General features: G+C 73.3%; 21 protein-coding genes. 9 read left to right on the top strand and 12 right to left on the bottom strand.

All coding sequences use genetic code 11. The features are described from left to right. Window positions 1-5 precede the first annotated feature (5 nt). Both hrpA and ACH0BZ_RS03445 read right to left on the bottom strand, forming a co-directional pair. Window positions 6-3,920, bottom strand: a complete 3,915-nt coding sequence (gene hrpA, locus ACH0BZ_RS03450) for an ATP-dependent RNA helicase HrpA (protein ID WP_406896560.1) — start codon at window positions 3,918-3,920, stop codon at window positions 6-8. Window positions 3,921-3,954: 34 nt separating this feature from the next. Then, a complete protein-coding gene (locus ACH0BZ_RS03445) occupies window positions 3,955-4,143 on the bottom strand; it encodes a hypothetical protein (protein WP_406896559.1) in 189 nt (62 codons plus the stop codon). 48 nt (window positions 4,144-4,191) lie between these two features. Here ACH0BZ_RS03445 and ACH0BZ_RS03440 point away from each other — a divergent pair, with 48 nt between their 5' ends. Further along, a complete protein-coding gene (locus ACH0BZ_RS03440; protein ID WP_406896557.1) occupies window positions 4,192-4,968 on the top strand; it encodes a hypothetical protein in 777 nt (258 codons plus the stop codon). 4 nt (window positions 4,969-4,972) lie between these two features. Here the strand turns inward: ACH0BZ_RS03440 and ACH0BZ_RS03435 are convergent, their stop codons facing one another. Together ACH0BZ_RS03435 and ACH0BZ_RS03430 are read right to left on the bottom strand one after the other, a co-directional pair. Further along, window positions 4,973-5,632, bottom strand: coding sequence for a potassium channel family protein (locus ACH0BZ_RS03435; protein ID WP_406896784.1), 660 nt, complete (start codon window positions 5,630-5,632; stop codon window positions 4,973-4,975). A 97-nt stretch (window positions 5,633-5,729) separates the two neighbouring features. Next, window positions 5,730-6,392: a potassium channel family protein gene (locus ACH0BZ_RS03430; protein ID WP_406896556.1), complete on the bottom strand. Its 663-nt coding sequence runs from the start codon at window positions 6,390-6,392 to the stop codon at window positions 5,730-5,732. A 113-nt stretch (window positions 6,393-6,505) separates the two neighbouring features. Between ACH0BZ_RS03430 and ACH0BZ_RS03425 the strand changes: the two genes are divergently transcribed. Genes ACH0BZ_RS03425 through dxs form a run of 3 tightly spaced genes read left to right on the top strand, consistent with a single transcriptional unit; the run spans window position 6,506 to window position 11,764 of the window. Then, window positions 6,506-8,497, top strand: coding sequence for an APC family permease (locus tag ACH0BZ_RS03425; protein WP_406896783.1), 1,992 nt, complete (start codon window positions 6,506-6,508; stop codon window positions 8,495-8,497). After that, the gene (locus ACH0BZ_RS03420) at window positions 8,494-9,837 is read left to right on the top strand and encodes a class I SAM-dependent RNA methyltransferase (protein WP_406896555.1); all 1,344 of its coding nucleotides are present in this window, start codon (window positions 8,494-8,496) and stop codon (window positions 9,835-9,837) included. The genes ACH0BZ_RS03425 and ACH0BZ_RS03420 overlap by 4 nt, the downstream gene beginning before the upstream one ends. Window positions 9,838-9,886: 49 nt before the next feature. Beyond that, complete coding sequence (gene dxs / locus ACH0BZ_RS03415; protein ID WP_406896554.1) at window positions 9,887-11,764, top strand: 1-deoxy-D-xylulose-5-phosphate synthase; 1,878 nt, start codon at window positions 9,887-9,889, stop codon at window positions 11,762-11,764. 34 nt (window positions 11,765-11,798) lie between these two features. On the opposite strand, the gene ACH0BZ_RS03410 is transcribed toward dxs, so the two are convergent. Together ACH0BZ_RS03410 and ACH0BZ_RS03405 are read right to left on the bottom strand one after the other, a co-directional pair. After that, window positions 11,799-13,037, bottom strand: a complete 1,239-nt coding sequence (locus tag ACH0BZ_RS03410; protein WP_406896553.1) for an HRDC domain-containing protein — start codon at window positions 13,035-13,037, stop codon at window positions 11,799-11,801. Continuing rightward, window positions 13,034-13,627: a DUF3000 domain-containing protein gene (locus ACH0BZ_RS03405; RefSeq protein ID WP_406896552.1), complete on the bottom strand. Its 594-nt coding sequence runs from the start codon at window positions 13,625-13,627 to the stop codon at window positions 13,034-13,036. Before ACH0BZ_RS03405 ends, ACH0BZ_RS03410 begins: the two co-directional genes overlap by 4 nt. Window positions 13,628-13,827: 200 nt before the next feature. Here ACH0BZ_RS03405 and hemE point away from each other — a divergent pair, with 200 nt between their 5' ends. The 3 genes from hemE to hemQ are packed head-to-tail and all read left to right on the top strand — an operon-like array spanning window position 13,828 to window position 16,932. Further along, window positions 13,828-14,841: a uroporphyrinogen decarboxylase gene (gene hemE, locus ACH0BZ_RS03400; protein ID WP_406896782.1), complete on the top strand. Its 1,014-nt coding sequence runs from the start codon at window positions 13,828-13,830 to the stop codon at window positions 14,839-14,841. A gap of 3 nt (window positions 14,842-14,844) precedes the next feature. Continuing rightward, window positions 14,845-16,233 carry a protoporphyrinogen oxidase gene (gene hemG, locus ACH0BZ_RS03395; RefSeq protein WP_406896551.1) on the top strand — a complete coding sequence of 463 codons (1,389 nt, stop codon included), beginning with the start codon at window positions 14,845-14,847 and terminating at the stop codon, window positions 16,231-16,233. Between the two features lie 3 nt (window positions 16,234-16,236). Next, window positions 16,237-16,932 carry a hydrogen peroxide-dependent heme synthase gene (gene hemQ, locus ACH0BZ_RS03390; RefSeq protein ID WP_406896550.1) on the top strand — a complete coding sequence of 232 codons (696 nt, stop codon included), beginning with the start codon at window positions 16,237-16,239 and terminating at the stop codon, window positions 16,930-16,932. Between the two features lie 18 nt (window positions 16,933-16,950). Here the strand turns inward: hemQ and msrB are convergent, their stop codons facing one another. The 4 genes from msrB to ACH0BZ_RS03370 form a co-directional block, all read right to left on the bottom strand. Next, window positions 16,951-17,379: a peptide-methionine (R)-S-oxide reductase MsrB gene (gene msrB / locus ACH0BZ_RS03385; protein WP_406896549.1), complete on the bottom strand. Its 429-nt coding sequence runs from the start codon at window positions 17,377-17,379 to the stop codon at window positions 16,951-16,953. A 9-nt stretch (window positions 17,380-17,388) separates the two neighbouring features. Further along, entirely contained in the window at window positions 17,389-18,579 is a 1,191-nt protein-coding gene (locus tag ACH0BZ_RS03380; protein ID WP_406896548.1) for a glycosyltransferase family 87 protein, read from the bottom strand. A gap of 89 nt (window positions 18,580-18,668) precedes the next feature. Beyond that, complete coding sequence (locus tag ACH0BZ_RS03375; RefSeq protein WP_406896546.1) at window positions 18,669-20,174, bottom strand: alpha/beta fold hydrolase; 1,506 nt, start codon at window positions 20,172-20,174, stop codon at window positions 18,669-18,671. Further along, a complete protein-coding gene (locus ACH0BZ_RS03370; protein WP_406896545.1) occupies window positions 20,171-20,923 on the bottom strand; it encodes a dihydrofolate reductase family protein in 753 nt (250 codons plus the stop codon). Before ACH0BZ_RS03370 ends, ACH0BZ_RS03375 begins: the two co-directional genes overlap by 4 nt. 50 nt (window positions 20,924-20,973) lie before the next feature. Between ACH0BZ_RS03370 and zapE the strand changes: the two genes are divergently transcribed. Further along, the gene (gene zapE, locus ACH0BZ_RS03365) at window positions 20,974-21,993 is read left to right on the top strand and encodes a cell division protein ZapE (RefSeq protein ID WP_406896544.1); all 1,020 of its coding nucleotides are present in this window, start codon (window positions 20,974-20,976) and stop codon (window positions 21,991-21,993) included. Here zapE and ACH0BZ_RS03360 read toward each other — a convergent pair. Continuing rightward, window positions 21,981-22,538, bottom strand: a complete 558-nt coding sequence (locus ACH0BZ_RS03360) for an N-acetyltransferase family protein (RefSeq protein ID WP_406896542.1) — start codon at window positions 22,536-22,538, stop codon at window positions 21,981-21,983. The two genes, zapE and ACH0BZ_RS03360, sit on opposite strands and share 13 nt — an antisense overlap. Window positions 22,539-22,779: 241 nt before the next feature. On the opposite strand from ACH0BZ_RS03360, the gene ACH0BZ_RS03355 reads away from it, so the two are divergent. Continuing rightward, window positions 22,780-24,006, top strand: coding sequence for a hypothetical protein (locus ACH0BZ_RS03355; protein ID WP_406896541.1), 1,227 nt, complete (start codon window positions 22,780-22,782; stop codon window positions 24,004-24,006). 4 nt (window positions 24,007-24,010) lie between these two features. Here ACH0BZ_RS03355 and ACH0BZ_RS03350 read toward each other — a convergent pair whose 3' ends face one another. Next, window positions 24,011-25,090, bottom strand: a complete 1,080-nt coding sequence (locus ACH0BZ_RS03350; RefSeq protein ID WP_406896540.1) for a glycosyltransferase family 4 protein — start codon at window positions 25,088-25,090, stop codon at window positions 24,011-24,013. Window positions 25,091-25,096: the final 6 nt, after the last annotated feature.

Below are 25,096 nucleotides of genomic sequence, written 5' to 3'. Positions count from 1 at the left end.
CCACCTCAGCGCCCGGCCCGGGACGCCAGGGCGGCGGAGATCGCCCGGTCGATGCGCTCGGCCGAGACCGGCCTTGCGGTCCCCAACGACTGGGCGAAGAGCCCCACCCGGTACTCGGCCAGCATCCAGCGCAGGTCCCGGATCGTCCGCGCGGTCCCCGGCCGGCCACGCAGGGTCGCGACGGCGGTGCCGACGGCCTCCTCCGACTCCGCGATGCGGCGGGAGAGTTCCGCGTGCCGGGCCGGTGACGCCTCCGCCATATCCAGCCGCATCCGGACCGCCCGGACGTGCCGTTCCAACCCTGCGAGCGCGTCGGCGGGGTGCCGGGCGAGAAAACCCTTGCCCACGAGAAAGTCCACCGACGGGGCGACCGCGGCCCGCACCTCCGGGGTCGCGGACTCGAGTCGGGCCGCGACCGCCTGCGCCTCCACCAGCGCCGGCAGGGCGGCGGTGATCGCGGCGGCCACCGCGGCGGGAACCTCGGCGCGAGCAGTGGCCTCGAGCTCGGCGAACTCGGCTGCCCTTAGGACGGGCGCGCCCCGGCGGCGGGCGATGATCCGGCCGAGTGCCGCCAGCGCGGCGTCCTCGACGAGTGCCTCGATCCCGCCGTGCGGATACTGGGTGAGCGCGAGCCGCTCCTCGACGGCCCGTCCCCGTGTGACCGAGGTCGGCGAGACCAGGCCGCGTGAGAGCAGGGCGAGCACCGCGGCGGCCTGCGCCCGGCGACGCTCCTCCTCGGTTGCGCACGCGATCCGGTGGATGCCGTCCGGGCGGACCTGCAGCGCAGGGTAGACGGTGACCTCCACACCGTCGACGGTTCCCGTGACGGACTCGGCGAGGTCCCCGACGGTGCCCGCCGTCCAGGCGCGGTGTGGTCCGTCGTCCGGCACGAGGCGGGCGTTGAGGGTGGCGCGGACCCGGTCCACGAGCTCGGAGCGGAGCGCGGCGAGGTCGGTCCCGGCTGCGACGACGTCCTCGCCATCGACCACCTCGAACCGCATCCGGAGATGGCCGGGCAGCTGGTCCGGCCGGAAGTCCCGGGGCTCGACGGTCGTGCCGATCCTGGCGGAGAGGGCGGCGGCGAGGGCGACCGGCAGGGGAGCGGACCGGGGTGTGAGGTCGCCGGCGAGAAGCGCCGCGTACTCGGCGGGCGGCGAGCAGAGCCTGCGGAGGTACTTGGGCAGGGTTCGTAGCATCTCGGTGTACAGGTCCTCGCGGACACCGGGCACCAGCCATTCGAAACCCGCGGTGGTGACCGTCGCGAGCTGCGGCAGTGGGATCCGCACGGTGATGCCGTCGGCGTCGACGCCCGGATCGAAGGCGTAACGGAGCTCGAAGGTGCGCTCGCCCTGCCTCCAGGACGGTGGGAATCCGGCGGCGTCGGGCGCTGCCTCCGCCGTGCGGAGGTCCTCGGGGCGCAGGCGCAGCGCGTCGGGGTCGCGGTGACCCTTTTTCTTCCACCACGCGTCGAGGTGCCTGCCGGAGGTGACGTCGTCGGGGAGCCGGCCGAGGTAGAAGGCGACCAGGGCTTCGTCGTCGATCACCAGGTCCCGGCGCCGGCTCCGCGTCTCGAGCTCGCGGGCCTCGGCCACCGCCTCGGCGTTCTCGGCGAGCACGGGTATCCGGGAAGCCCAGCGCCCCTCGACGATCCCGTGGCGTACGAGCATCTCCCTCGCGAGGGGGGCGTCGACGCGGGACAGCAGGATGCGGCGTGCCTCGACCACGGTGAGCCCCAGGAGCAGGACCTTCTCGTAGGCCATCGCGGCGCCCCGCGTGTCCGACCAGTGCGGCTCCGAGTACTGCGTGCGGACCAGGTGGCCGCCCACCTGCTCGAGCCACGCCGGATCGATCCGGGCGACGTCGCGGGCCCACAGGCGGGAGGTCTCGACGAGCTCGGCGGCCATCACCCAGCGCGGTGGCTTGCGCGCGAGGTCGGAGCCGGGGAACACCTGGAACCGGATCCCGCGGGTGCCGCGGAACTCGCGGGACTCCTCGTCGCGCATGCCGACGTTGGTGATGAGCCCGGTGAGGATCGCCTTGTGGAGGTCGTCCTCGGGGGCGTGCCCGGAGGCGGGGTGCCAGCCGTGCTCGCGGCACACTCGGGTGAGCTGGGCGGTGAGGTCCTGCCACTCGCGGATCCGGAGCCAGTGCAGGTATTCCGTGCGGCACATCTTCCGGAACGCGCTACCGGAGAGCTCACGGCGCTGCTCGGTGAGGTAACGCCAGAGATTGAGGTAGCCGAGGAAGTCCGAGCTCTTGTCGGCGAAGCGCCGGTGCATTTGGTCGGCCTTGTCGCGTTCCTCGGCCGGCCGCTCGCGCACGTCCTGCACGGTGAGGGCGGACACCACCACCAGGAGGTCGCCCAGCGATCCGTTGCGGTGCCCTTCGACCACCATGCGCGCCAGGCGCGGGTCGAGGGGGAGGGCGGCCATGTCGCGTCCGACGCGGGTCAGTCGCGGGCGCGCGTCGTCGTCCACCCGGATCGCCCCGAGTTCGGTGAGCAGGGTGGTGCCGTCGCGCACGGCCTTGCGGTCGGGCGGTTCCACGAAGGGGAACTCGTCGACCGCGCCGAGGTCGAGGTCGGCCATTGCGAGGATCACCGAGGCGAGGTTGGTGCGCAGGATCTCGGGGTCGGTGAACTCCGGCCGTGACTCGAAGTCCTCCTCGGAGTACAGGCGGATGCAGATGCCGTCCGCCACGCGCCCGCACCGGCCCGAGCGCTGGGCGGCGGAGGCCTGGGAGACGGGCTCGATGGGCAGGCGCTGGACCTTGGTGCGGGTGGAGTAGCGGGAGATGCGCGCGAGGCCGGTGTCCACGACGTAGCGGATGCCGGGGACGGTCACCGACGTCTCGGCGATGTTGGTGGACAGCACGACCCGGCGCCTACTGTGCGTCCGGAACGCCCGCTGCTGCTCGGCGGTGCTCAGGCGGGCGAACAGGGGGAAGATCTCGGTGTCGCGGAGGCGGCGGCTGCGCAGGACCTCGTCGGCGTCGCGGATTTCCCGCTCGCCGGAGAGGAAGACGAGCACGTCGCCGTCACCCTCGTCGAGCAGTTCGGTGACGGCGTCGGCGAGCGCGTCGAGCGGGTCGAGGTCCACCACGCGGTCGCCGTGCTCGACCTGCAGTGGGCGGTAGCGGATCTCGACGGGGTAGGTGCGCCCGGAGACCTCGATGACCGGCGCGGGCCGGCCGCCGGCGTCGGCGAAGTGCCGGGCGAACCTGTCGGGGTCGATGGTGGCCGAGGTGATGATCACCTTGAGATCGGGCCGCCGCGGGAGGATCTGCTTGAGGTAGCCGAGCAGGAAGTCGATGTTGAGGCTGCGCTCGTGGGCCTCGTCGATGATGATCGTGTCGTAGGCGCGCAGCAGCCGGTCCCGACGGATCTCTGCCAGGAGCACCCCGTCGGTCATGAGCTTGACCGCGGTGTCGGGCCCGGTGCGGTCGTCGAAGCGCACGGCGGAGCCGACGAGCCCGCCGATTTCCACGCCGAGCTCGTGAGCGATCCGGTCGGCGACGGTGCGGGCGGCCAGGCGCCGGGGCTGGGTGTGCCCGATCATCCCGCGTACCCCACGTCCCAGTTCGAGGCAGATCTTGGGGATCTGCGTGGTCTTGCCGGAGCCGGTCTCGCCGGCGATCACCACCACCTGGTGCTCGCGGATCGCGTCGGCGATCTCGTCCTTGCGCGCCGAGACCGGGAGCTGGGCGGGGTAGTCGGGGGTGGGGACCGACGCCGCGCGGCGCCGGAGCCTCTCGGCCGCCTCGTCGACGCGGGCCCCGAGCTCGTCGAGCTGCTCGGACCCGGCCCGGCGGATCCGCGACCGCAGGCGGTGGGCGTCGAGGGAGCCCACGTCGTCGAGGCGCTCGAGGAGGCGGTGACGGGCCCGGCGCAGCTCGGGCGTGGGCGCGGGGGAACTCGGCATGATGCCCGTCAGGATATCGACCGACGGGGCGCGGTCACTCCCCGGTCGCCGCGCCCCGGGCCTGGATGCGCGCATAGCGCGAGTGCAGCCGCTCCCGGATCTCGTCCGGCTCGTAGGCGCGCCGGCGCCGCTCGTCGCGCGCGATGAGCACGCCGGACGCCGCCACCCCCACGACGCCCGCCGCACCGAGCATCTTGAGCCACTGCCGTCCACGGGGAGCCATGCCGCCAGGGTAGGCCCCCGGATCCGGCGGCGCTGGCAGGATCGACTCATGAGCGTGAGCGTCGACACCGTGCCCCTGGCAGCGGCCGTCCACCGGACCCGTACCGGCGACCTGTGGATCTTCCGCGGCCGCACCGCCGCGGACCGGCTCATCCAGACACTCACCAACGCCCCCGTCAACCACGTGGGCGTGGCGGTGGTGCTCGACGACATGCCGCCACTGATGTGGCACGCCGAGATGGGCAGGGCGCTGCCGGATGTGTGGACCGGCCGCCACCAGCGCGGCGTCCAGCTCCACGTGCTCGAGGACGCGGTGCGGCAGTGGACCGGCCCATACGGGCAGCGGGCCTGGTTCCGGCAGATCTCGCCCGAGGTGGGGCCGGAGCAGGAGGACGCGCTGCTCGCGACCATCGCGCGACTTGACGGGGTCTCGTTCCCGTCGGCGGGGCGGGTGCTCGGCCGCTGGGCGCGGGGCAGGTGGACGGCCCGGGGCGTCGGGGCGCGGCCCGGAGGATCGGGGGAGGGGGTCGGCGGTGACGACGACGAGGCCCGCGGCCTCGGCGAGCGGTTGCGGACGCTGGTCGGTCGTTCGCGCCGTCGACGGTCGGCTCCGGGCGCCGGGATGCGGATGGAGGCCGCCTACTGCGCCGAGGTCGTGGGGGTGACCCTCGAGGAGATGGGGGTGCTCCTGCCCGCGGGCAGCGCCAGTTGGTACGACCCGGGTCGGTTCTGGAGCGGGGACGACCTGCCGCTCGCCCCCGGGTGGTCGTACGGCCGGGAAATCGCCGTGACAGTGGCGCGGGAAGGCGCGGCCGGGGGCCGCTGAGCGGTTAGCCGCCGAGGATCGTCTCGCGGAGACCGGCCTCGGCGTCCTCGGACGCCACCACGAGCAGCTCGTCGCCCGCCTCGAACGGGACGTCCGGCTCGGGCACGATCACGCGCCCGCCGCGGAGGATCGCCACGAGCACGGCGTCACGGGGGAACTCCACCCGGGAGACGGGTCGTCCCGCGAGCGGGGTCTGGTCGGGGAGGGTCACGCCGACGATGTTCGCCTCGCCGCGGCGCAGGGTGAGCAGGCGCACGACGTCACCCACGGAGACTGCCTCCTCGACGAGCGAGACGAGGAGACGGGGCGTGGAGACCGCCACGTCGACGCCCCAGCTCTCGTCGAACAGCCACTCGTTGCGGGGGTCGTTGACGCGCGCCACCACGCGGGGGACGGCGAACTCGGTCTTGGCGAGCAGACTCACCACGAGATTCGCCTTGTCGTCGCCGGTCGCCGCCACCACCACGTCGAAGTCCGCGAGCCCCAGCTCCTCGAGGTGGCTGAGTTCGCACGCGTCGCACGTGATCCAGTCGGCGCCGGGGACCTTGTCGTGGTCGAGGACGTCTCCACGCTTGTCGAGGAGCGTCACCCGGTGGTCGTTGAGCAGCAATTCGCGGGCGATCGACCGACCGACCGCGCCGGCGCCGGCCACGGCCACCCGCATCGTCGCCGAGCGGACCGGTCCGGGGCGCGGGGCGCGGGCGAGCAGGCCCCGCCCGTCGGCGTAGTCCGGGACGCCGCGGTCGTCGGAGAGGGGGAGGTCAGTCATCGGTCGGTCCTGTCGCGAACGCGGTGTCGAGATCGTCGAGCGCGGAGGAGGGGAGGGAGAGGTGGAGCAGGTCGTCGGCCTGGACCAGGGTCCGCGCGTCGGGTACCCGGCACTCGCCGAACCGGGTCACCGCCACCACGCGACCCCCGGCGCGGGTGCCCAGCTCGTCGACGCGGGCGCCCACCCAGACGTCGGGTGCGTCGAGGGCCACCACCGAGACCGAGCCGGTCTCGTCCCGCCACACGACGGGGCCGGAGCCGCCGGTGAGGAAGTGGACGAAGCGGCGCGTGGCCCACGGGACGGTGGCGATGGTGGGGATCCCCAGGCGCTCGTAGACCTCGGCGCGCCCGGCGTCGTAGATACGGGCGATCACCCGCTCGACCCCGAACCGCTCGCGGGCCACGCGCGCCGCGATGATGTTGGAGTTGTCGCCCGAGGACACGGCGGCGAACGCGTCCGCCCCGGCGACCCCGGCCTCCTCGAGGACGCGCTGGTCGAAGCCCACGCCCGTGATCGTCCGGCCCCGGAAGGCGTCGGGGAGCCGGACGAAGGCGGACGCCTGGCGGTCGATCACCACGACCTCGTGACCCGCCTCGTCGAGCTCGGTGGCCAGGGCGGCCCCGACCCTGCCGCAGCCCATGATGATGACCCTCATCGCGAGTCCCGCTCCTCACGGTCCGCGGGGTGCGGACCCGTCGGTTCACGCTACCCCGGTGGCGACCGCTGTTCCCGCGGCACTCCGGGTCCTACGATGTGTCGGTGTCCAGGATCTCCAAGGTCTCGTTGGGAACCAAGCGGCTGCTGCTCGGCCGCCCGTTCCGCAGCGACACCGTCGGCCACGCGACGCTGCGCAAGCGGATCGCGCTCCCCGTGTTCGCCTCCGACGCCCTGTCGTCGGTGGCGTACGCGCCCGAGGAGATCTTCCTCGTCCTCTCGCTGGCGGGCCTGTCCGCCCTGGCGTTCACCCCGTGGGTCGGCCTCGCTGTCGCCGTCGTCATGGTGGTCGTCATCGCCAGCTACCGGCAGAACGTCCACGCCTACCCGTCGGGTGGCGGCGACTACGAGGTGGCGACCGTCAATCTCGGCCCCAACGCCGGCCTCGGGGTGGGGGCGGCGCTGCTCATCGACTACGTCCTCACGGTGGCGGTGTCCATCTCCGCGGCGGCGGCCAACATCGGCTCGGCCGTCCCGTTCGTCAACACCCACAAGGTGCTCTTCGCGGTGGCCGCGATCGTGCTCATCACCGCCGTCAACCTGCGCGGGGTCAAGGAGTCCGGCGCGGCCTTCGCGGTGCCGGTCTACGCCTTCATGGCCGCGATGGCGGTACTCGTGGCGTGGGGCCTGTTCCAGGTCGACGTCCTCGGGCGCGACCTGCGGGCCGAGTCGGCGGGTTTCGAGCTCGTCTCTTCCGAGGGCGGGGCGGTGACGGGCCTGGCGCTGGCCTTCATCGTGGCCAAGTCGTTCGCCTCGGGCTGCGCGGCCCTCACCGGCGTCGAGGCGATCTCCAATGGGGTCCCGGCGTTCCGCAAGCCGAAGTCCCGGAACGCCGCCACCACGCTGACGCTGCTCGGGGCGATCGCCGTGACCTTCCTGGTGGGCCTCATCGCGCTGGCGATCCAGCTCGGGGTGCAGATCGCGGAGGACCCGGAGACCCAGCTCGTGGGTGCTCCGGAGGGCTACCACCAGAAGACGATGATCGCCCAGCTCGCGGAGCCGGTGTTCGCCGGCCTCCCGGTGGCCTTCTACGTGATCATGGTGGTCACGGCCGTCATCCTCGTGCTGGCGGCCAACACCGCGTTCAACGGGTTCCCGATGCTGGCCTCCGTGCTGGCCCGCGACGCCTACCTGCCGCGCCAGCTCGCCACCCGCGGCGACCGGCTCGCGTTCTCCAACGGGATCGTGCTGCTCGCTGTGGCGGCGATCGTCCTCGTGGTGATGTTCGAGGCCAGGGTGACGGTCCTCATCCAGCTCTACATCGTGGGCGTGTTCGTGGCGTTCACCCTGAGCCAGCTCGGGATGATCCGGCACTGGACCCGGCGCCTCGAGGACGAGCAGATCCCGGCGGTGCGGCGGCGGATGAGGCGCTCGCGGGTGATCAACGCGATCGGGCTCGGCCTCACGGCGACGGTCCTCGTGATCGTCATGATCACCAAGTTCTTCGCCGGCGCCTACATCGCGGTGCTCGCCATGCTCGCGGTGTTCGTGGTGATGAAACTCATCCACCGGCACTACGCAACGGTGTCGCGCGAGCTCGACGAGTCCTCCTGGGAGGTCGTCCTGCCGAGCCGCACCCACTGCGTGGTGCTCGTCTCCCGGCTCCATCTACCCACGCTCCGGGCGCTCGCCTACGCCCGCGCCACGCGGCCGGACTCCATCGAGGCGATCACGGTGAACATAGACACCGCCGAGACGCGGGCGCTGGTGCGCCAATGGGAGCGGCGGAGGATCTCGGTGCCGCTCAAGGTGGTGGAGTCGCCGTATCGGGAGATCAACCGTCCGGTCGTGGACTACGTCAGGCGGCTGCGGGAGGCCGCGCCGCGGGACGTGGTGGCGGTGTACATCCCCGAGTACGTAGTGGGGCACTGGTGGGAGCAGGTGCTGCACAACCAGAGCGCGCTGCGCCTCAAGACGCGCCTGCTCTACGAGCCGGGCGTCATGGTCACGAGCGTGCCGTGGCAGCTCTCGTCCTCGGACGGGCGAGCCGAGCAGACCCGCCGTGGGCCGACGGTGGGACGCTGGGGCGGCAGGGATGCGCGATGACGGCGCGGACGGACTGGACGGGCCGCGTCCTGCGCGTGCGGGTGGGCGGGCCCGCCCACGGCGGGGAGTTCGTGGCCCGGCACGAGGGGCGGGTGGTGTTCTGCCGCGGTGGGCTGACGGGGGAGCTCGTCGACGTGGAGGTCGACGACGACCCGGGCCGTGCCTTCTGCCGCGGCACCGTCCGCGAGGTCGTCGAGGCCTCACCGGACCGGGTGCCGCCGTCGTGCCCGGCCGCCGCTGCGGGGGCGGGCTGCTGCGACTGGAGCCACGTGGCCCCGCCGGCGGCGCGCGGGTTCGCCGGCCGGGTGCTGGCCGAGCAGGCGCACCGGATCGGCCGGTTCGACCCGGCCCCCGGGGGCGACGCCGTGGCCGTGGAGGTGCCGGCGGGGGACGGCGCCGCGACGGGCTGGCGGACGGTGGCGCGGTGGGTGACCGGCCCGGACGGCCGGCCCGGCGTGCGGCGCCCCCGGTCCCGGGCCCTCGTCACCGAGCCGTGTGCGCAACCCGATCCGCGCTTGACCGAGGCGGTGCTCGCCGCCGATCTCGGTCCGGGACGGGAGGTCCTCGGCGTCCTCGGTGACGACGACGAGGTGCACGTCGCGACCCGCCGGGACGTCGACCTGACGGCCAGACCCGCCTCCCGCCGGGGCCGCCGGGCCGCGGCCGCGCGGGCCCGTGCACGCCATTCCCGTGCCGAGCCGTGGCGGGTCGTCGCCGGGACGGGGGCGGTTCTCCGGACGGTGGGCGGGCGCGCGTGGGACCTGCCGGTGGACGCGTTCTGGCAGGCCCATCGATCGGCGGCCCGCCACTACTCGGCCGTGGTCCGGGACGCGGTCGCCGAGGTCGTCGGGCCGGGCGGGGACCCCGCGGTGTGGGACCTCTACGGCGGTGCCGGGTTGTTCGCGGCGGCGTCGCTGGACGCGGTTCCCGGAGCCCGCGTCACGCTCGTGGAGTCGTCTGCGGCCTCGCTCGGAGCGGCCGGTGCCGCCCTGGGCGCCGGCGCCCGCGTGCGCACGGTCGGGGCCCGGGTGGAGGCCTTCCTCGCGGACGGGCACGCGGACGCCGGGGGTCCGGACGTCGTGGTGCTCGACCCGCCCCGCGGTGGCGCGGGCGTTGAGGTGATGTCCGCGTTGGCGGCCGCCGGCGCCCGACGGATCGTCCACGTGGGCTGCGATCCGGCGAGCCTGGCCCGCGACGTGGGGGTCCTCGTGGCCGCCGGCTGGCGGCTCGTCGATCTGCGGGGGGTCGCCGCGTTCCCGGGGACTCACCACGTCGAGGGGCTCGCGGTGCTCGACGCGCCGACCACGGACGGAGGCGTCTGGCGGGAGAACGTAGACTGACGGTTCGTCTCTGCGCCGGAGCCGGCCGCGAAAGGAGAACCCGCCTGCCATGAGCGTGCTGGATCGTATCGACGGCCCCACCGACCTGCGCGGCCTGGGGCCCGCGGAGCTGGAGGAGCTCTGCGAGGAGATCCGGCGGTTCCTCGTCACCAAGGTCTCCGCCACGGGCGGTCACCTCGGGCCGAACCTCGGCGTGGTGGAGCTCACCGTGGCGTTGCACCGGGTCTTCGACTCGCCCCGCGACCCGATCGTGTTCGACACCGGCCACCAGGCCTACGTCCACAAGATGCTCACCGGCCGGCGACACAAGTTCGACGACCTGCGGTCCCGCGGCGGCCTGTCCGGCTACCCGAGTCGGGCCGAGAGCGAGCACGACATCGTGGAGTCCTCGCACGCCACCGCGTCCCTGTCGTACGCGGACGGCCTGGCCAAGGCGTACGCGCTGCGGGAGGAGCCAGATCGCACGGTCGTGGCGGTGATCGGCGACGGCGCCATGACCGGCGGGATGTGCTGGGAGGCGCTCAACAACATCGCGGCCGGGCGGGACCGGCCGCTGGTCATCGTGGTCAACGACAACGGCCGTTCGTACTCACCCACCATCGGCGGCCTCGCGGACCGGCTCAGCGACCTGCGGCTCCAGCCCGCCTACGAGAAGGCGATGGACCGCACCAAGCGCACGCTGGGGGCCCGCACCGACCGCCTCGGCAAGGCGGTCTACGCGCTGCTGCACGGCATCAAGGCCGGGGTCAAGGACGCCGTCGCCCCGCAGGAGCTCTTCGCCGACCTCGGCCTCAAGTACGACGGCCCGATCGACGGCCACAACCTCGCCGCCACCGAGGCCGCGCTGCGGCGCGCCAAGGAGTTCGGCGGGCCGGTCGTGGTGCACGTCGTCACCCGCAAGGGCCACGGCTACGTCCACGCCGAGAACGACGTGGCGGATCAGATGCACGCCACCGGCGTCATCGACCCGGACACGGGCCTCCCGCTGTCCCCGTCCTCGGGGCGGGACTGGACGTCGGTGTTCTCCGAGGAGCTCTGCGCGATCGGCGCCGAACGCGAGGACGTCGTGGCGATCACCGCCGCCATGGCCGGGCCGACGGGACTGGCCGCCTTCGGCGACCGGTTCCCGGAGCGGATGTACGACGTCGGCATCGCCGAGCAGCACGCCCTGACCTCCGCGGCCGGCCTCGCCCTGGGCGGACTGCACCCGGTGGTGGCCGTCTACTCGACCTTCCTCAACCGCGCGTTCGACCAGCTCCTCATGGACGTGGCCCTGCTCCGGCAGCCGGTGACCGTGGCGCTGGACCGCTCCGGGATCACCGGTCCCGACGGCGCGAGCCACAACGGCATGTGGGACCTCTCGCTCACCGGGATCGTCCCCGGGGTGCGAGTGGCCGCCCCGCGCGACGCGGACACGCTGCGGCAGGAGCTGCGGGAGGCCGTCGCCGTGACCGACGGACCCACGGTGATCCGGTTCCCCAAGGGCTCGGTCAGCGCGCCGATCCCGGCGCTGGACGCCTCGGCCGACGGCGTGGACCGCGTCCACGGCACCGGCTCCGGGGAGGTGCTCGTGGTGGCCGTGGGCGCGATGGTCGCCCCGAGCGTCGAGGCCGCCGAGGCGCTGTCTGCGGAGGGAGTCTCCGTCGACGTCGTGGACCCGCGGTGGGTCTATCCGGTGCCGGAGTCGCTGATCGACACCGCCCGGGGCCGTCGACTCGTGGTGACGGTCGAGGACAACGGGCTCCACGGGGGCGTCGGGTCCGCCGTGGCCATCCGACTCGACGCGGCCGGCGTCCACGGGCCGCGCGTCGCGCTCGGCGTGCCCCAGGACTTCCTCGACCACGCCTCGCGTGGGGAGATCCTCGCCGACCTCGGCCTGGACGCCGAAGGCATCGCAGCCACCGTGCGCCGCCGGCTGACCGCCTGAGTCCGCCCGACGGGCCGGACGGGACGGGCCCGCGTCAGGAGGCGGCGCGGAACGCGCCGACCGCCGCCAGGAGCGCCGGGGTGCTCAGGTCGCGCTGCCAGTCGCGGGCGCCCTCCTCTCGCAGGACCGCGTCGAGCAGTGCGCCGTCGTCGGCCACGTCGCCGGTCGCCGCGCGCCACACCCACAGCCGCAGCGTCGCGGGGCGCAGGAGAAGTGCGGGGTCGAGGCCGAGATCGTCGGCGACCGCGCCGAGGGCGTCCCGGGCCGACTCGAGGAGCGCCGCCGCCGCGGGCTCGGTCCGCTTCCACGACGTGTGCGGCGGGTGCTCGCCCTGCGGGCCGCGGCGGTCCGGCAGGTCGCCCCGCCCCAGGCCGTCCGCCCACTCGAGGGCCTCGAGCCAGGCCGGGACGAGCCGGCGCCGGTGCGGACCGTCGAAGCCGTCGATCGCCAGGAGCTCGGCTCGGGACGCGGGGCCCCGCCGGGCGGCCTCGACGATCGCGGCGTCGGAGAGCAGCCGCTTGGGGGCGATGTCGCGCTCCGCGGCCACGCGGTCGCGCGCGGCCCAGAGTTCGCGGGCCCGCGCGTACTGGCGGGCGTCCCGCAGCGTGGACAGGCGGGACAGGCGGCGCCACGGCTCGGCCGCCGGGGGAGCGGCGCCCGCCTCGACGAGGTGGCGGCACTCGGCCTCGAACCACTCGCGGCGGCCCAGGTCGTCGAGCAGCGGCAGCACTGCGCCGGCGAGCTCGTGGAGGAACAGCACGTCGTAGGCGGCGTAGTCGAGCCAGGACGACGGCAGGGGCCTCCGCGACCAGTCCGCCGCCGAGTGCGCCTTGGCCAGGCCGATGCCGAGGTGCTCGGAGATCATGGCGCCCAGGTTGACGCGCTCGGCCCCGAGCAGGCGTCCCGCCAGCTCGGTGTCGATGAGCGTGCGTGGTGCGATCCCCAGCTCACGCAGGGAGGGCAGGTCCTGGCTCGCGGCGTGGAGCAGCAGGGGGCGGTCCGAGAGGAGCTCCGCGAGCGGGCCTACGGTGCGCCCGGGGGTCTCCGGGTCCACGAGCAGCGCCGGGCCGGAGTCGGGCCGGAGCTGGACGAGGAACGCCCGCTCCGAGTACCGGATGCCGGACGCGCGCTCCACGTCGACCGCGATCGGGCCGTCGGTACCGGCGAGGGCGTCGGCGACCTCGCGGATCCCGGCGGCGTCGTCGACGAACGTGTAGTCCGCGGGCGGCGGTGGGGCCCCCTGCGGGGCAGGACCGCGGCGTCGGTCGCTCACGCCCGCCCGTGCAGGGCCGTCACCCCGACCGGCGGCAGCCCGGCGGCCAGGGCGAGGACGCGGCAGAAGGCCGCCGCGTGGCCGGACAGGTCGGGCTCGAGGGCGGTCCACGAGGCCCGCAGCTCCAGCTGGTGCGCCTGCGGCGGGCCGGCGATGTCGCCATACCGGACGGAAGCGGTGCTCGTCACGGTCCCGCCCAGGGCGGTGTACGGGCCCGCGTCCTCGCCGAGGGCCTCGGTGAGCCAACTCCAGGCGACCTGCGGCAGGAGCGGGTCGCCGGCGAGGGCGGCCTCCATGTCCGCCTGGATATACGCCACCAGCCGCAAGGTGCCCTTCCAGGCGTCGTCGCCCGAGGGGTCGTGGAGCAGGATGAGGCGGCCGAACGCGTCGCCGTCGGAGAACTCGGGCACGTCGTCGGTGGCGGGCGGCACCACCTCCACCCCCAGCGCGTGGCTGTACGGGGCCAGGCGCTGCGGCGGGCGGATGGGTCCGACCGAGATCTCGGGTCGCACCTCGAGCCGGGACAGCGACTCGACCGCGGTCCGGAAGATCTCGGGTTCGGCTGCGCCCGTGTTCACCGATGTGCTCACGGGTCGTCACGCTAGCCAGCGGTGCGGGACGCTCCGGGGAGGCGCGCCGTGGCCCGCCGCGGTGGGGTGGGCGACCCCACCCGGCCAGGCATGGGACCATGGGGGACGTGCAGAACTCCGATGTACCTCTCCAGCAGACCGCCCGGACCTCCGAGGGCGGGACCGCCCGCCGCCCCGGGACCGGGCCGTACCTCGACGAGATCACCGGCGCCGGGGGGCGCCACACCCCGGTGTGGTTCATGCGCCAAGCCGGCCGCTCGCTACCGGAATACCGCGACCTCCGCGCCGGCACCACCATGATCGAGGCCTGCTTCGACCCCGAGATGACGTGCGAGGTCACGCTCCAGCCGGTGCGTCGGCACGGCGTCGACGCGGCGATCTTCTTCTCCGACATCGTCATCCCGCTCGCCGCCGCCGGCGTGGACATCGACATCGTCCCCGGCACCGGCCCGGTGGTCGCGCAGCCGATCCGCTCGGAGGACGACGTGGCGGCGCTGCCCGAGCTCACGCCCGACCGGCTGGAGAAGGTCGCCGAGGCGGTCCGGCTCGTGGTGCGCGCGCTCGACCCGGAGGTGGCCCTCATCGGGTTCGCCGGCGCCCCCTTCACCCTGGCCTCCTACCTCGTCGAGGGCGGCCCGAGCCGCAACCACGAGCGAACCAAATCACTCATGCACTCCCGGCCCGACCTGTGGAACGCGCTGTTGGCCAAGCTCGCCGACCTCACCACGGTGTTCCTGCGCGCGCAGATCGAGGCCGGCGTGGACGCCGTCCAGCTCTTCGACTCGTGGGCCGGCGCTCTGAGCCTTCGCGACTACCGGTCCCTCGTCCTGCCGCACTCGGCCGACGTCCTCGGCGACGAGGTCGTCTCCTCGGTCCCGCGCACCCACTTCGGCGTGGGCACGGGAGAACTCCTCGGCGCCATGGGGGAGGCCGGAGTCGACGTGGTGGGGGTGGACTGGCGCATCCCGCTCGACGACGCCGCGACGCGCGCCCCCGGCAAGATCCTGCAGGGAAACCTCGACCCCGCGATGCTCTTCGCCGATCGCGAGCCGCTCGACGCCGAGGTCCGACGGATCCTCGACGAGGCCGCCCGGGCGCGCGACCTCGGGGCCCGCGGGCACGTGTTCAACCTCGGCCACGGGGTCCTGCCCGCGACCGACCCCGGTGCGCTGACCCACGTGGTGGAACTCGTCCACGAGCTCACCGGGCGGTAGACGATGGCGCCTCGGATCGCCGTGATCGGCGGCGGCCTCAGCGGCCTCAGCGCGGCCTACCAGCTGCGGCGCGAGCTGCCGGACGCCGAGATCACGGTGCACGAGGCAGCGCCCGGGACCGGCGGGAAACTCGACACCACAGACTTCCCGTCCGGACCCATGGAACTCGGCGCCGAGGCCTTCATCGTCCGCCGCCGTGAGGCCGCCGACCTCGTCGACGAGCTCGGCCTCACCGAGACGCTGCGGCACCCGAGCGGTCGGGGATCGGCGATCCTCACCGGCGGTCGGCTCGTCCCCATGCCCACGGGGACGGTGATGGGGATGCCCTCCGACGTGCGCGCCCTGGACGGCGTCCTGTCGCCCGCCGAGCTCGCCGTGGCCGCCCGGGAGCGGGACCTGCCCCTCCGGTGGGAGCCAGGCGGCGACGTCTCCCTCGGCGACCTCGCCTCTGCACGCTTCGGACCGGCTGTCGTGGCCCGCCTCGTCGACCCGATGCTCGGCGGCGTCTACGCCGCCCGGAGCACGGGACTCGGGCTGCGCGAGGTGGTACCCGGGCTCGCCGAACGACTCGACGCCGGGGCCCCCTCGCTCACCGAGGCGATCGGCGCACTCGCAGGCGCCTCGGCTCCGGGACCGGTGTTCGCCACCTTCGACGGCGGCTACCGTCGCTTCGTCGCGGCGTTGGCCGAGGCGTCGGGCGCCGCGATCCGGACCCGCAGCGAGGTGACCGGCCTGGCCAGAGCCGGCCGCGCATACGCGCTCAGGGCGCGGTCGGAGTCCGGCACCGCGACGGAAACCGCCGACCTCGTCGTCGTGGCCGTCCCCGCCCCCCGGGCGGCGTCCCTCCTGCGTGGTCTCGGGGGCGTTGACGACGCGGCCGCCGCGCTCGCCGGGGTCCGCACCGCGTCCTCGGCCGTCGTGGCCATGGAGGTAAAACGCACCCTCGACCTGCCCGAGCACTCGGGGGTCCTCGTGGCTACCGACGAGCCGGTGTCGTTCAAGGCCATGACCTTCTCCAGCCGCAAGTGGCCGCACCTCGACACCCGCCCGGGGCACCTCGTCCGGGTGTCCTTCGGTCGGCTCGACGACGCCCCCGACGGACCCCTGTCCGCCGACGACGACTCCCTGACGCGCACCGCCGTATCGGCCCTGGCCGAGGTCTGCGGCACCACCCCGACCGTCCTGCACGCGCGGGTGCGCCGCTGGCCGGACGGGCTGCCGGAGATCGGCCCCGACCACGCCCGCACCGTCGCGGGGATCCGTGAGGAGCTGGCGGCGCACGCGCCCGGGCTCGAGCTCGTGGGCGCCGCGACCGAGGGCGTGGGAGTGCCGGCGTGCATCGGCTCGGCCCGGGCCGCGGCGCGTCGACTGGCCGCGAAGTGGCAGGATTGAGCCATGGCCCGTCTCGATTACAAGAAGCTCAACTCCACCCTCCGGTACCTCATGTTCTCCGTCTTCACCGTGAAGCCCGGAGAACTCGGCGAGGACCGCGCCGACGTGGCGGCCGACCTCGAGCGGTTCCTCGCCGGGTACGAGGGCACGGACGTGGTGGTCCGCGGTCTCTACGACGTCTCCGGCCTTCGGGCCGAGGCGGACTTCATGATCTGGACCCACGCCGAGCACATCGAGGAGTTGCAGCGCTTCTACAACGAGTTCCGCCGCACCACGATCCTGGGCCGGGCCAGCACGCCCTACTGGTCCAACACCGCGCTGCACCGGCCGGCCGAGTTCAACAAGAGCCACATCCCGGCGTTCCTCGCCGAGGAGGACCCGGGCGCCTACGTGTCCGTCTACCCGTTCGTTCGCTCGTACGAGTGGTACCTGCTGCCCGACGAGGAGCGGCGCCAGATCCTCGCCGAGCACGGCCGCGCCGCCCGTGAGTACCCGGACGTCCGCGCCAACACGGTGCCCGCGTTCTCGCTTGGCGACTACGAGTGGATCCTCGCCTTCGAGGCCCCCGCGCTCGACCGGATCGTGGACCTCATGCGCGTCATGCGCTCGACCGAGGCGCGCCGGCACGTGCGGGAGGAGATCCCGTTCTTCACCGGGCCGCGGGTGAGCGCCGAGCACCTCGCCACGAGCCTGCCCTGAGCCGGGGGGCCGCGGAGGTCAGTCCTCCGCGGGCTCGAGCGTCAGGCTCACCGAGTTGATGCAGTACCGCAGGTCGGTGGGCGTGGGGTAGCCCTCGCCGGCGAACACGTGGCCCAGGTGGCCGTGGCAGCGCGCGCAGATCACCTCGGTGCGCACCATGCCGAGCGAGGTGTCGGACCGCTCGATCACCGCGTCCCCGGCGAGCGGGGTGAAGAACGAGGGCCAGCCGCAGTGTGAGGCGAACTTGGTATCGCTGCGGAAGAGTTCCGCCCCGCATCCCCGGCAGCGGTACACGCCCTCCGTCGTGGTGTCGGTGTACTCGCCGGTGAAGGGCCGCTCGGTGCCCGCCTGCCGGAGCACCTGGTACTCCTCGGGGGTCAGGCGGCGGCGCCACTCCGCGTCGTCGAGGGTGAACTCCGGCTGCCGGGCGTCGTGGGTGTCGGTCATGCCCGCAGGCTACACCGCGGCGGCCGCCGGTGCGATCCGCTCGTGCCGCCGCGGGTCGGTGCGGCGCCAGAGCAGCCCCACGAGCACCGTGGCCAGGAGCAGCAGCCACCCGAGGGTCGGGTGGGAGAACTCGAGCAGGCGACCGTAGTACGGCCAGCGTTCCGACTCCCAATAGTCCAGGGTGAGGCAACCATAGGCGGCCAGCCACGCCACCCAGTTCCGCACGAACGAGTGGTCCAGGACCACGGTGAGCAGCAGCGGGATGAGCGTCATCGAGTAGTACATCTGGCCCAGGCTGGAGACCAGGAAGACGCCGGTGAGGATGACCCCGGAGGTGGTCGCCAGCCACAGGACCTCGTGGTTGTGGCGGTAGTCCAGCAGCAGCCACACCGCCACGAGGGTCGCCACCACCACGAGGATCCTGGCCACGAGCACCAGCGGCTCCGGGACGCCGTAGTAGACGCCGAGCCCCGCGAGTGAACTGTTGTAGTAGTTCCGTACCTCGCCCATGTAGGGCAGGGTCTTGTCGACGTAGGAGCGGGCGTCCACCGTGAGCGCCCAGCCGGCCGCCATCGCGGCGCCGGGGATCGCGGCCGAGGCCACGAAGGGCTGCCACTGGCGGCGTACCAGGGGCAGGAAGAGCAGCGGCGCGAGCATCGGCTTGATGGCCAGGGACAATCCCATCGCGACGCCCGACCACCAGAGCCGCCGCCGGTGCAGCAGGTACAGGAACGCGACCTGGCACAGGAAGATCACGCCGTTGACGTTCGTGAAGACCAGGGTGTTGGTGACGGCCTCGGTGAGGAACGTCGCCAGGATGAGCGCGGGCGTGACGTAGGACCGCACGTCGAGGTCGAACAGCCGCATGAGCAGCCAGAGGGCGGCGAGAATCGCGGCCGCGTTGACGAGGATGAACAGCCACCGCGCGACCGAGTAGTCGTCGATCACCCCGAACGGCGCCAGCAGCAGGGTCCCGCTGGGGGCGTAGAGATAGTGCGGCTGGACGGTGAGGAGGTTTTCCGCATAGACGGGTTCGCCGGCGAGGAAGTGCCTGGTGGCGACGTATACGGTGCCGAAGTCGTTGGTGACGGACCCGTTGACCGCTCTGATGAGGACGCGGTGGATCACCGTCATGACCGCGAGGGGCCAGAGGACGTGGGCGAGTACTCGGGGCACAGTGGTCGCGCGTCCAGTCGTCATCGGCACGGTGAGGAGGGTACCGGTCGGGTCATCGCGCGGACCGGAGGCGCTCCGGGGAGCACCGGCGCGACGGGCGCCGCCGTCCGGCGTCACGAGGGGCAGGCGGCGTCCGACTCCCCGGACCCCGGGTCGGCGAGGAACCCGACGAGCTCGCCGCGGACGCACGAGGAGTGCAGGAGCGCCCGCGAGCCGGGGGCGCCCCACGCGACGGTCCGCACGTCCCGGGCGCCGGCGGCGGTGAGTAGCCCCGCCGTTGGTTCGAGCGTCCCGGCCCCGGCCACCGGGTCCGCCACCCCAGACACGAGCCACACCGGCGTGGGGCCGGACACCTCGAGCGGCGTGGGGGAGGGGACGGGCCACGTGGAGCACGCCGCGAGCTGGGCTGCGAGGATCTCGCCGAACGGCGGGTTCTCCGACCACTCGTCGGCGAGTTCGAGGACGCGGTTGACCGGGACGCGGCGCGGAAGGTCCGAACAGCCGGCCACGTAGGACAGGGAGTCGTGGGACAGGTCGGCCGCCCGGGTGCGCACCGACGCCGGCACCTCGCCGTCGCGCGCCGCGACGAGCTCGCCCAGGATCCTGTCGCCGGGACCGGCAGTGGGGGAGGAGGCCCCCGCGAGGTCGGCCAGCGCGGACCGGACGACGTCGGAGAGCAGCGCAGCGGGCACGGCGGCGTCCGGGGTGCGGGCCTCGTCCAGGGCGCGGGTCACGGCCTCGACCCGGGTGGTGGCGTCCTCCGGCCCGCACGCCTCTCGGCCGCAGGCAGCGGCCCAGAGGCGCAGGGCGGTGTCGGACCCGTCGAGCGCGGCACGGGCGGCGGCCTCCTGGTCGCCTTCCAGGGGGGCCGGGGAGTCCAGCGCCAGGCGGGAGAGGCGGTCCGGGTGCTCGGCGGCGAAGGCGAGCGCCACCCGGGCGCCGGTCCCCACCCCGAGAACGGCGAGCCCGGGCACGTCCCAGGCGCTGCGCAGCGTCTCCAGGTCCTCGGCGGCGTGGGCGGAACCGAAGTGCAGCTCGCGGCCGATGAGCTCGTCGGTGCAGGCCTGCGAGGCGTCCGCGAGCGCGCCGCGGGCCTCCGGCGAGCCCGGGTCGGCGCCCCGGTCGGCGAGGTGGTCGAGCGTGTACCGCGCGTCCGGGGTGAGGCACGACCCGGCGGCCTCGCCCCGGCCCCGGTGGTCGAGGAGGACGACGGGGTGCGCATCGGTCAACTCGGTGCCGCCGGTGGCGAGTCGGACGCCGAACTCGAGTGCCGGGTTCTCGGGGCCGCCCACCACGACCAGAGGCGGGGCCTGCTCGGGTGTCCGCGCGGTGGTGAGCCGGACGACCGTCGAGCCGGAGTGGTCGGCGCACTCGAGTTCCGCGTCGGCGGGGACGTCCGTGGTCCGGTGGGCCGGGCACGGTGCCCAGGGCAGGTCGGTGCTGGGCGCCACCCAGTCCGGCGCCACCGCCGGGTCGTCGCTCCCGGCGCCCGCGGCGCGCCCCCCGGAGCCGGCGCCCGTCGCCAGTTCGGGCCCGCTCGCGGGCGGGGGAGCACATGCGCCGAGGACTGCGGCCACGGCCGCCACCAGGCCGGCAGCGGCGACGCGGGCGCGCCTCACCGGCCGTCCCGGTCCACGACCCAGCGGGTGTAGAGGCCGCCGTCGGGCCCGGTGAAGGCGTCGGAGACCCGCAGGGGGACACGGGCCGAGGCCCCGCCCTCGGTCCGGACCAGGGGGTCGCCGTGGGCGCCCACGATCACCTCCGGGGCGAGGGAGAGGACGAGCTCGTCCACCGCGTCCTCGGCGAGGAGCCTCGCCAGCAGCCGGGGACCGCCCTCGAAGTCCACCTCCTCGGCCCCGAGCCGGGTGGCCAGCGCGCGCACCGCGGCCCCGTAGGGCCCGGGATCGAGCACGTGGACCCGGACCCCGCGCCGCTCGGCCTCGGTAATCCGGTCGCGGTCGACGTCGGGGGTGACGGCGACGGCGAGGGCGTCCCCGTGACCGGCGCAGTGCTCGACGAGCTGATCGGACAGCGTGCGCGCGAGCAGGACGACGGGCGGCGGTGGGGTGCCCCGGTACGCTCGCCAGGCCTCGTGCAGCTGGGCCGGGCCGTACCCCTCGGTGATCGCGGTGGCGGCGCCAACGATGACGAGGTCCGCCCGGGCCCGCATCGCGTGGAACAGAAACTGGTCGGTGGGGGTGCCCAGTCCGCCGCTGCGGCCGTCGACCGTGGTGCTGCCGTCCAGGGAGGCGATCATCACGGCGCGGATCGTCGGTGTCCGTCCGCCCGGCTCGGGGGCCAGGGCCGACCACATCGCCGCGAGGGACGCCGGGTCGCTGCCGAGCTCCGTCAGTCGGGTCGAGGGCACCGGCCGTCCTTTCGTTCTGGGGCTGGGAACCTCCACGATAGGCTCTGCGCATGGTCTCTCGCCTCGCAGACGTCACACCGGTGGTTCCGGCCGACCAGCTCGTGGCCCAGATGGTCCCGCCGTCGATGTTCGACGACGTGAGCTTCGACTCGTACATCCCCGACCCCGCGCAACCGTCCCAGGCCGCCGCGCTGGCCGCGTGCCGGGCGTTCGCGGAGGACGTCGTGGCCCGGCGCACGCCCAAGAAGGGACTGTTCGGCCGCCGGCCCAAGGTCACCCAGGGGTCGGGCATCTACCTCGACGGCGGGTTCGGCGTGGGCAAGACGCACCTGCTCACGTCGATTTACCACACCTGCCCCGAGCCGAAGGCGTTCGGGACGTTCGTCGAGCTCACCCACGTCGTGGGCGCCCTGGGCTTCAACCGCGCGGTGGAGGAGCTCTCGGGCCATTCGGTGCTGTGTATCGACGAGTTCGAGCTCGACGATCCCGGCGACACGATGCTCGTCTCCCGCCTGCTCGCCGAGCTCACCACCGCCGGGGTGTGCGTGGCGGCCACCTCCAACACGCTGCCCGAGCAGCTGGGCGAGGGACGCTTCGCCGCCAAGGATTTCATGCGCGAGATCCGCAAGATGTCGGGCATCTTCGAGTCGATCCGCGTCGACGGCCCCGATTACCGGCACCGCAACCTGCCGCCGGCCCCCGAGCCGCTCTCGGACTCCGAACTCGAGGCGGAGGCCGCGTCGACCCCGGGCGCGACCCTCGACGACTTCGACGAGCTGTGCGCGCACCTGTCCACGCTGCACCCGTCCAAGTACAACCGGCTCGTCGACGGGATCACCGAGGTCTGCCTGCGCGGGGTGGGCGCACTGCCGGACCAGTCCATCGCGCTGCGGATGGTGGTGCTCGCCGACCGGCTCTACGACGCCGGGATCCCCGTGCGGAACTCGGGGGAGAAACTCGACGCGATCTTCACCGAGGAGATGCTGGCCGGCGGCTACCGGAAGAAGTACCTGCGCGCCACGTCCCGCCTCCTCGCGCTCTCGCGCTTCGAGCCCGGTCAGGAGCACTGACCGTCGGCGGGGACGAGCGGCCGTTCGTACACGACGTCCGTGTTGGGCACGCCGCCCACCACGAAGGTCCGCCCGCCCCGCTCGACGAACCCGTGGCGGGTGTAGAACCGCCGGGCCCGCTCGTTGGCGACGTTGGTGGCCAGCCAGAGGCTGCGGGCACCGCGGGTGACGGCCCGCCGGACGACGTCGTCGAGCAGAACCGTGGCCGCCCCCGTGCCGTGGTGGGCCGGGTCCACGTAGAACTTGCTCACGCCCACCGTGGGGCGGTGCTCGATCTGGGACGCGCATCCCGGGTCCATCGCCGTGCCGTCGACGAGCAACGCGTACGCGACCGCGGTGCCGCCGGCGTCCCGGGCGCACAGCACCTCGTGTCCGTCCGCGGCGAGGTAGCCGCGAAAGGCGTCCGGCGTGAGGTGCTCGGCGACGAAGTCACGGACGACGTCCGGCGCCAGTTCGGGAGGGCAGGCGAGGGGGAAGGTCCGTGCGGCGAGATCGGCGATCTCGGGGACGTCGTCCACCTGCGCGAGTCTGATCGACAGCGTCACGGTGAGCCACCCTAGAGCAGGGTCTCCCGGGGCAGCTGGCTGCGCGGACGAACCCGCGTTGCCAAGGAAGTGAAGAGATGGGTTAGTTGGGGCAGCTTGTGTGCAAAACAACCGGTGTTTTCTTATGATCTTGGGGCAATGTCCGCAGGGGGCCGATGGACAATGACGGGTTCGCCGGGACGGGGGATTTCCGGTACGGGAAGTCGATGCTTCGCGTCATCGCCGAGAGGAAACGTGCCGAATGGGAATCAACCGGGGACGACGCGTCACTTCGATGCGCTCCTGGGGGACGGTCGTCGTGGCGATGATCTCTTCCGGGGTCTTCGTGCTGGGCGTCCTCTGGGGCTACCCGCCGTTCTCGGCGTTCCGCCCCACCTCCACGGTACTTTCGCTCGACCAGGGGCCGGGGTGCCACGCATTGGGGATCTCGGGGAACGCGGAATGGGACCGGTACTCCTCCGATGAGTACGTCCAGGCGCTCCGTGAGACCCGGGCGCTCGGCGCCGGACGCGTCCGGATCGGGGCGAATTGGGGCGAGATCGAGACCGAACCCGGCCGGCGCCGGTGGGAGGCTCTCGACGAGAGGGTGCGTATCGCCCGCCAGGCGGGCCTCGATCCGTTGCTCGTCCTCCAGACGGTGCCGTCGTGGGTGACGATCCCGTCCGGTCCGACCTCCCCGGAACACCTTCGACTCGCCGAGGGGTTCGGCGACTTCGCCCACGCCGTCGCGGCGAGGTACGGCGACGACGTGGACGCGTACGAAGTCTGGAACGAGCCGAATCTACCCAGGTTCTGGCCGGAGCCGGATGTGACTCACTACCTTGAGTTCCTCCGGGCCGCCTACGGGGCGATCCACCGCGCGGACCCGGGGGCCACGGTGATCACCGGTGGGCTCGCGCCCGCCCCCGACGCCAACGGCTCGATAGCGCCGTTGACCTTCCTCCAGCGCCTGTACGACCTCGGGGGCCGGGAGTACCTCGATGCGATCGGGATGCACCCGTACTCGTACCCGGAGATGCCGTCCGGAACTTCGGTCTGGAACACCTTCAGGTCGTTAAAGGACGTCAAGCGGCTGATGGCGAGCAGGGGGGACTGGGGCAAGAAGATCTGGATCACCGAATACGGGGCACCGACCGGCGGATCGAACGGCGTGAGCCCGGACGCCCAGGCGGCGATGATCGTGGAGGCGTACCGCCTGGCCGCGGAGGATCCGATGCTCGGCCCCGTCTTCGTGTACACGATGATTGATGGTGGTGCGCCGAAATGGGACCCGGAGTTCCACTTCGGTCTGTACTACGTCGATCAGACCCCCAAACCCGCCGTGCGCGCTCTCCAGGACGCGGTGGTCGACTGCCCGGTGCGGGACTACGACGCAGAGGTTCCTCCGCCGGCGGGCCCGCACCCCGGTGACTCGCTGCCGTCAGCACCCGGCGCGGGGTCGATGCAGTTGCCCGGCCTGGGATCCTGACCGGTCAGCTGCGTCGGCCCCCGGGCGACGTCCCGATGAGGTCGTCGTACCAACCACGATAGTCCCCGGCCATCCTGCGCACGGAGAACCGGTCGAGGTCGGCCGCCGACCGCTCGCGGAGCGCGTCGCGGTGTGCGGGGTCGTCGAGCACGGCAGCGAGTGCGTCGGCGAGTTCCGCGGCGTCGTCCACGGGGACGAGGACCCCGGCGCGCCCCTCGTCGAGTCCCTCTCGGGCGCCGTCCGTGTCGGTGGCGACAATCGCGGCGCCCTCCTCGCGGGCCTCGAGAAGGGAGAGGGCGAGTCCCTCGCGCCGTGACGCCACGGCCACAACAGTCGCGGCGGCCAGATGCCGCCCGGGGGCGGGTGAGAGACCGGTGAGGTGCACCCGGTCCGCGAGGTCCGAGTTCCGGATCCGTTCGGCGAGTTCCTCCCAGTCCACGTTCCCCACATACCAGAGGTGAACGTCCGGGCGGGTTGGTGCGAGGGCGCGAAAGGCGTCGAAAAGTACGTCGGCGCCCTTCCGGTGCGAGACCGCCCCCACGGTGACGATGGACCTGGGGCCGAGGTCGAGGTCGGCGTCGGCCGACCCGGCCTTCCGCCGGGGTGAGCCGACGACGCCGTTGACTACGGTCTCCACGCGGGGAGAATGCCAGCGGAGCGACCTCACGGTCTCGGACACCGATTCGGCGACCCCGATGGTCATGTCCGCGGAGCCCATCAGCGCGGCCGAGCGTTGGTAGACGTTGTGCATAGATGCGACGAGGTGGAACGTGGGGGCCCCGGGGATCCGGCGTACCGCCGCGGCGAGCACACACGGTGCGACAGTGTGTGCGTGAACGATCTCCGGACGGACCTCCCGGATCAGACGGGTCAGAGCACGGACGGCGCTCCACGGTCGCCGGCGAAAGTCGATCGTTTTGTGCCGGACACCGTGCTCGGCGAGCAGTCCGGTGTGACCGCCACCTGCGGAGGCTACGACCACGTGGTCGCCTCGCAGCGCGAGCTCGATGGCGAGGTCCACCGTGACGTTGACGATCCCGTTACCGGTGTCGACCACCTCGTTGACCAGGTGGAGCACCCGCATCGGCGC

The sequence above is a fragment of the Dietzia sp. 179-F 9C3 NHS genome (genome assembly GCF_045369825.1).
Taxonomy (GTDB): domain Bacteria; phylum Actinomycetota; class Actinomycetes; order Mycobacteriales; family Mycobacteriaceae; genus Dietzia.
Note: the sequence above shows the minus strand (reverse complement) of the source record. Positions and strands in the feature narration are given on the sequence as shown.

Excerpts from the sequence above, each read along its gene's own strand:
- ACH0BZ_RS03445 (WP_406896559.1), bottom strand. The coding sequence starts at position 4,143 with ATGGCTCCCCGTGGACGGCAGTGGCTCAAGATGCTCGGTGCGGCGGGC.
- ACH0BZ_RS03435 (WP_406896784.1), bottom strand. The coding sequence starts at position 5,632 with ATGCGGGTGGCCGTGGCCGGCGCCGGCGCGGTCGGTCGGTCGATCGCC.
- ACH0BZ_RS03380 (WP_406896548.1), bottom strand. The coding sequence starts at position 18,579 with ATGACGACTGGACGCGCGACCACTGTGCCCCGAGTACTCGCCCACGTC.
- hemQ (WP_406896550.1), top strand. The coding sequence starts at position 16,237 with ATGGCCCGTCTCGATTACAAGAAGCTCAACTCCACCCTCCGGTACCTC.
- dxs (WP_406896554.1), top strand. The coding sequence starts at position 9,887 with ATGAGCGTGCTGGATCGTATCGACGGCCCCACCGACCTGCGCGGCCTG.
- ACH0BZ_RS03420 (WP_406896555.1), top strand. The coding sequence starts at position 8,494 with ATGACGGCGCGGACGGACTGGACGGGCCGCGTCCTGCGCGTGCGGGTG.
- zapE (WP_406896544.1), top strand. The coding sequence starts at position 20,974 with ATGGTCTCTCGCCTCGCAGACGTCACACCGGTGGTTCCGGCCGACCAG.
- ACH0BZ_RS03440 (WP_406896557.1), top strand. The coding sequence starts at position 4,192 with ATGAGCGTGAGCGTCGACACCGTGCCCCTGGCAGCGGCCGTCCACCGG.
- ACH0BZ_RS03350 (WP_406896540.1), bottom strand. The coding sequence starts at position 25,090 with ATGCGGGTGCTCCACCTGGTCAACGAGGTGGTCGACACCGGTAACGGG.
- ACH0BZ_RS03430 (WP_406896556.1), bottom strand. The coding sequence starts at position 6,392 with ATGAGGGTCATCATCATGGGCTGCGGCAGGGTCGGGGCCGCCCTGGCC.
- ACH0BZ_RS03355 (WP_406896541.1), top strand. The coding sequence starts at position 22,780 with ATGGGAATCAACCGGGGACGACGCGTCACTTCGATGCGCTCCTGGGGG.
- hrpA (WP_406896560.1), bottom strand. The coding sequence starts at position 3,920 with ATGCCGAGTTCCCCCGCGCCCACGCCCGAGCTGCGCCGGGCCCGTCAC.
- hemG (WP_406896551.1), top strand. The coding sequence starts at position 14,845 with ATGGCGCCTCGGATCGCCGTGATCGGCGGCGGCCTCAGCGGCCTCAGC.
- msrB (WP_406896549.1), bottom strand. The coding sequence starts at position 17,379 with ATGACCGACACCCACGACGCCCGGCAGCCGGAGTTCACCCTCGACGAC.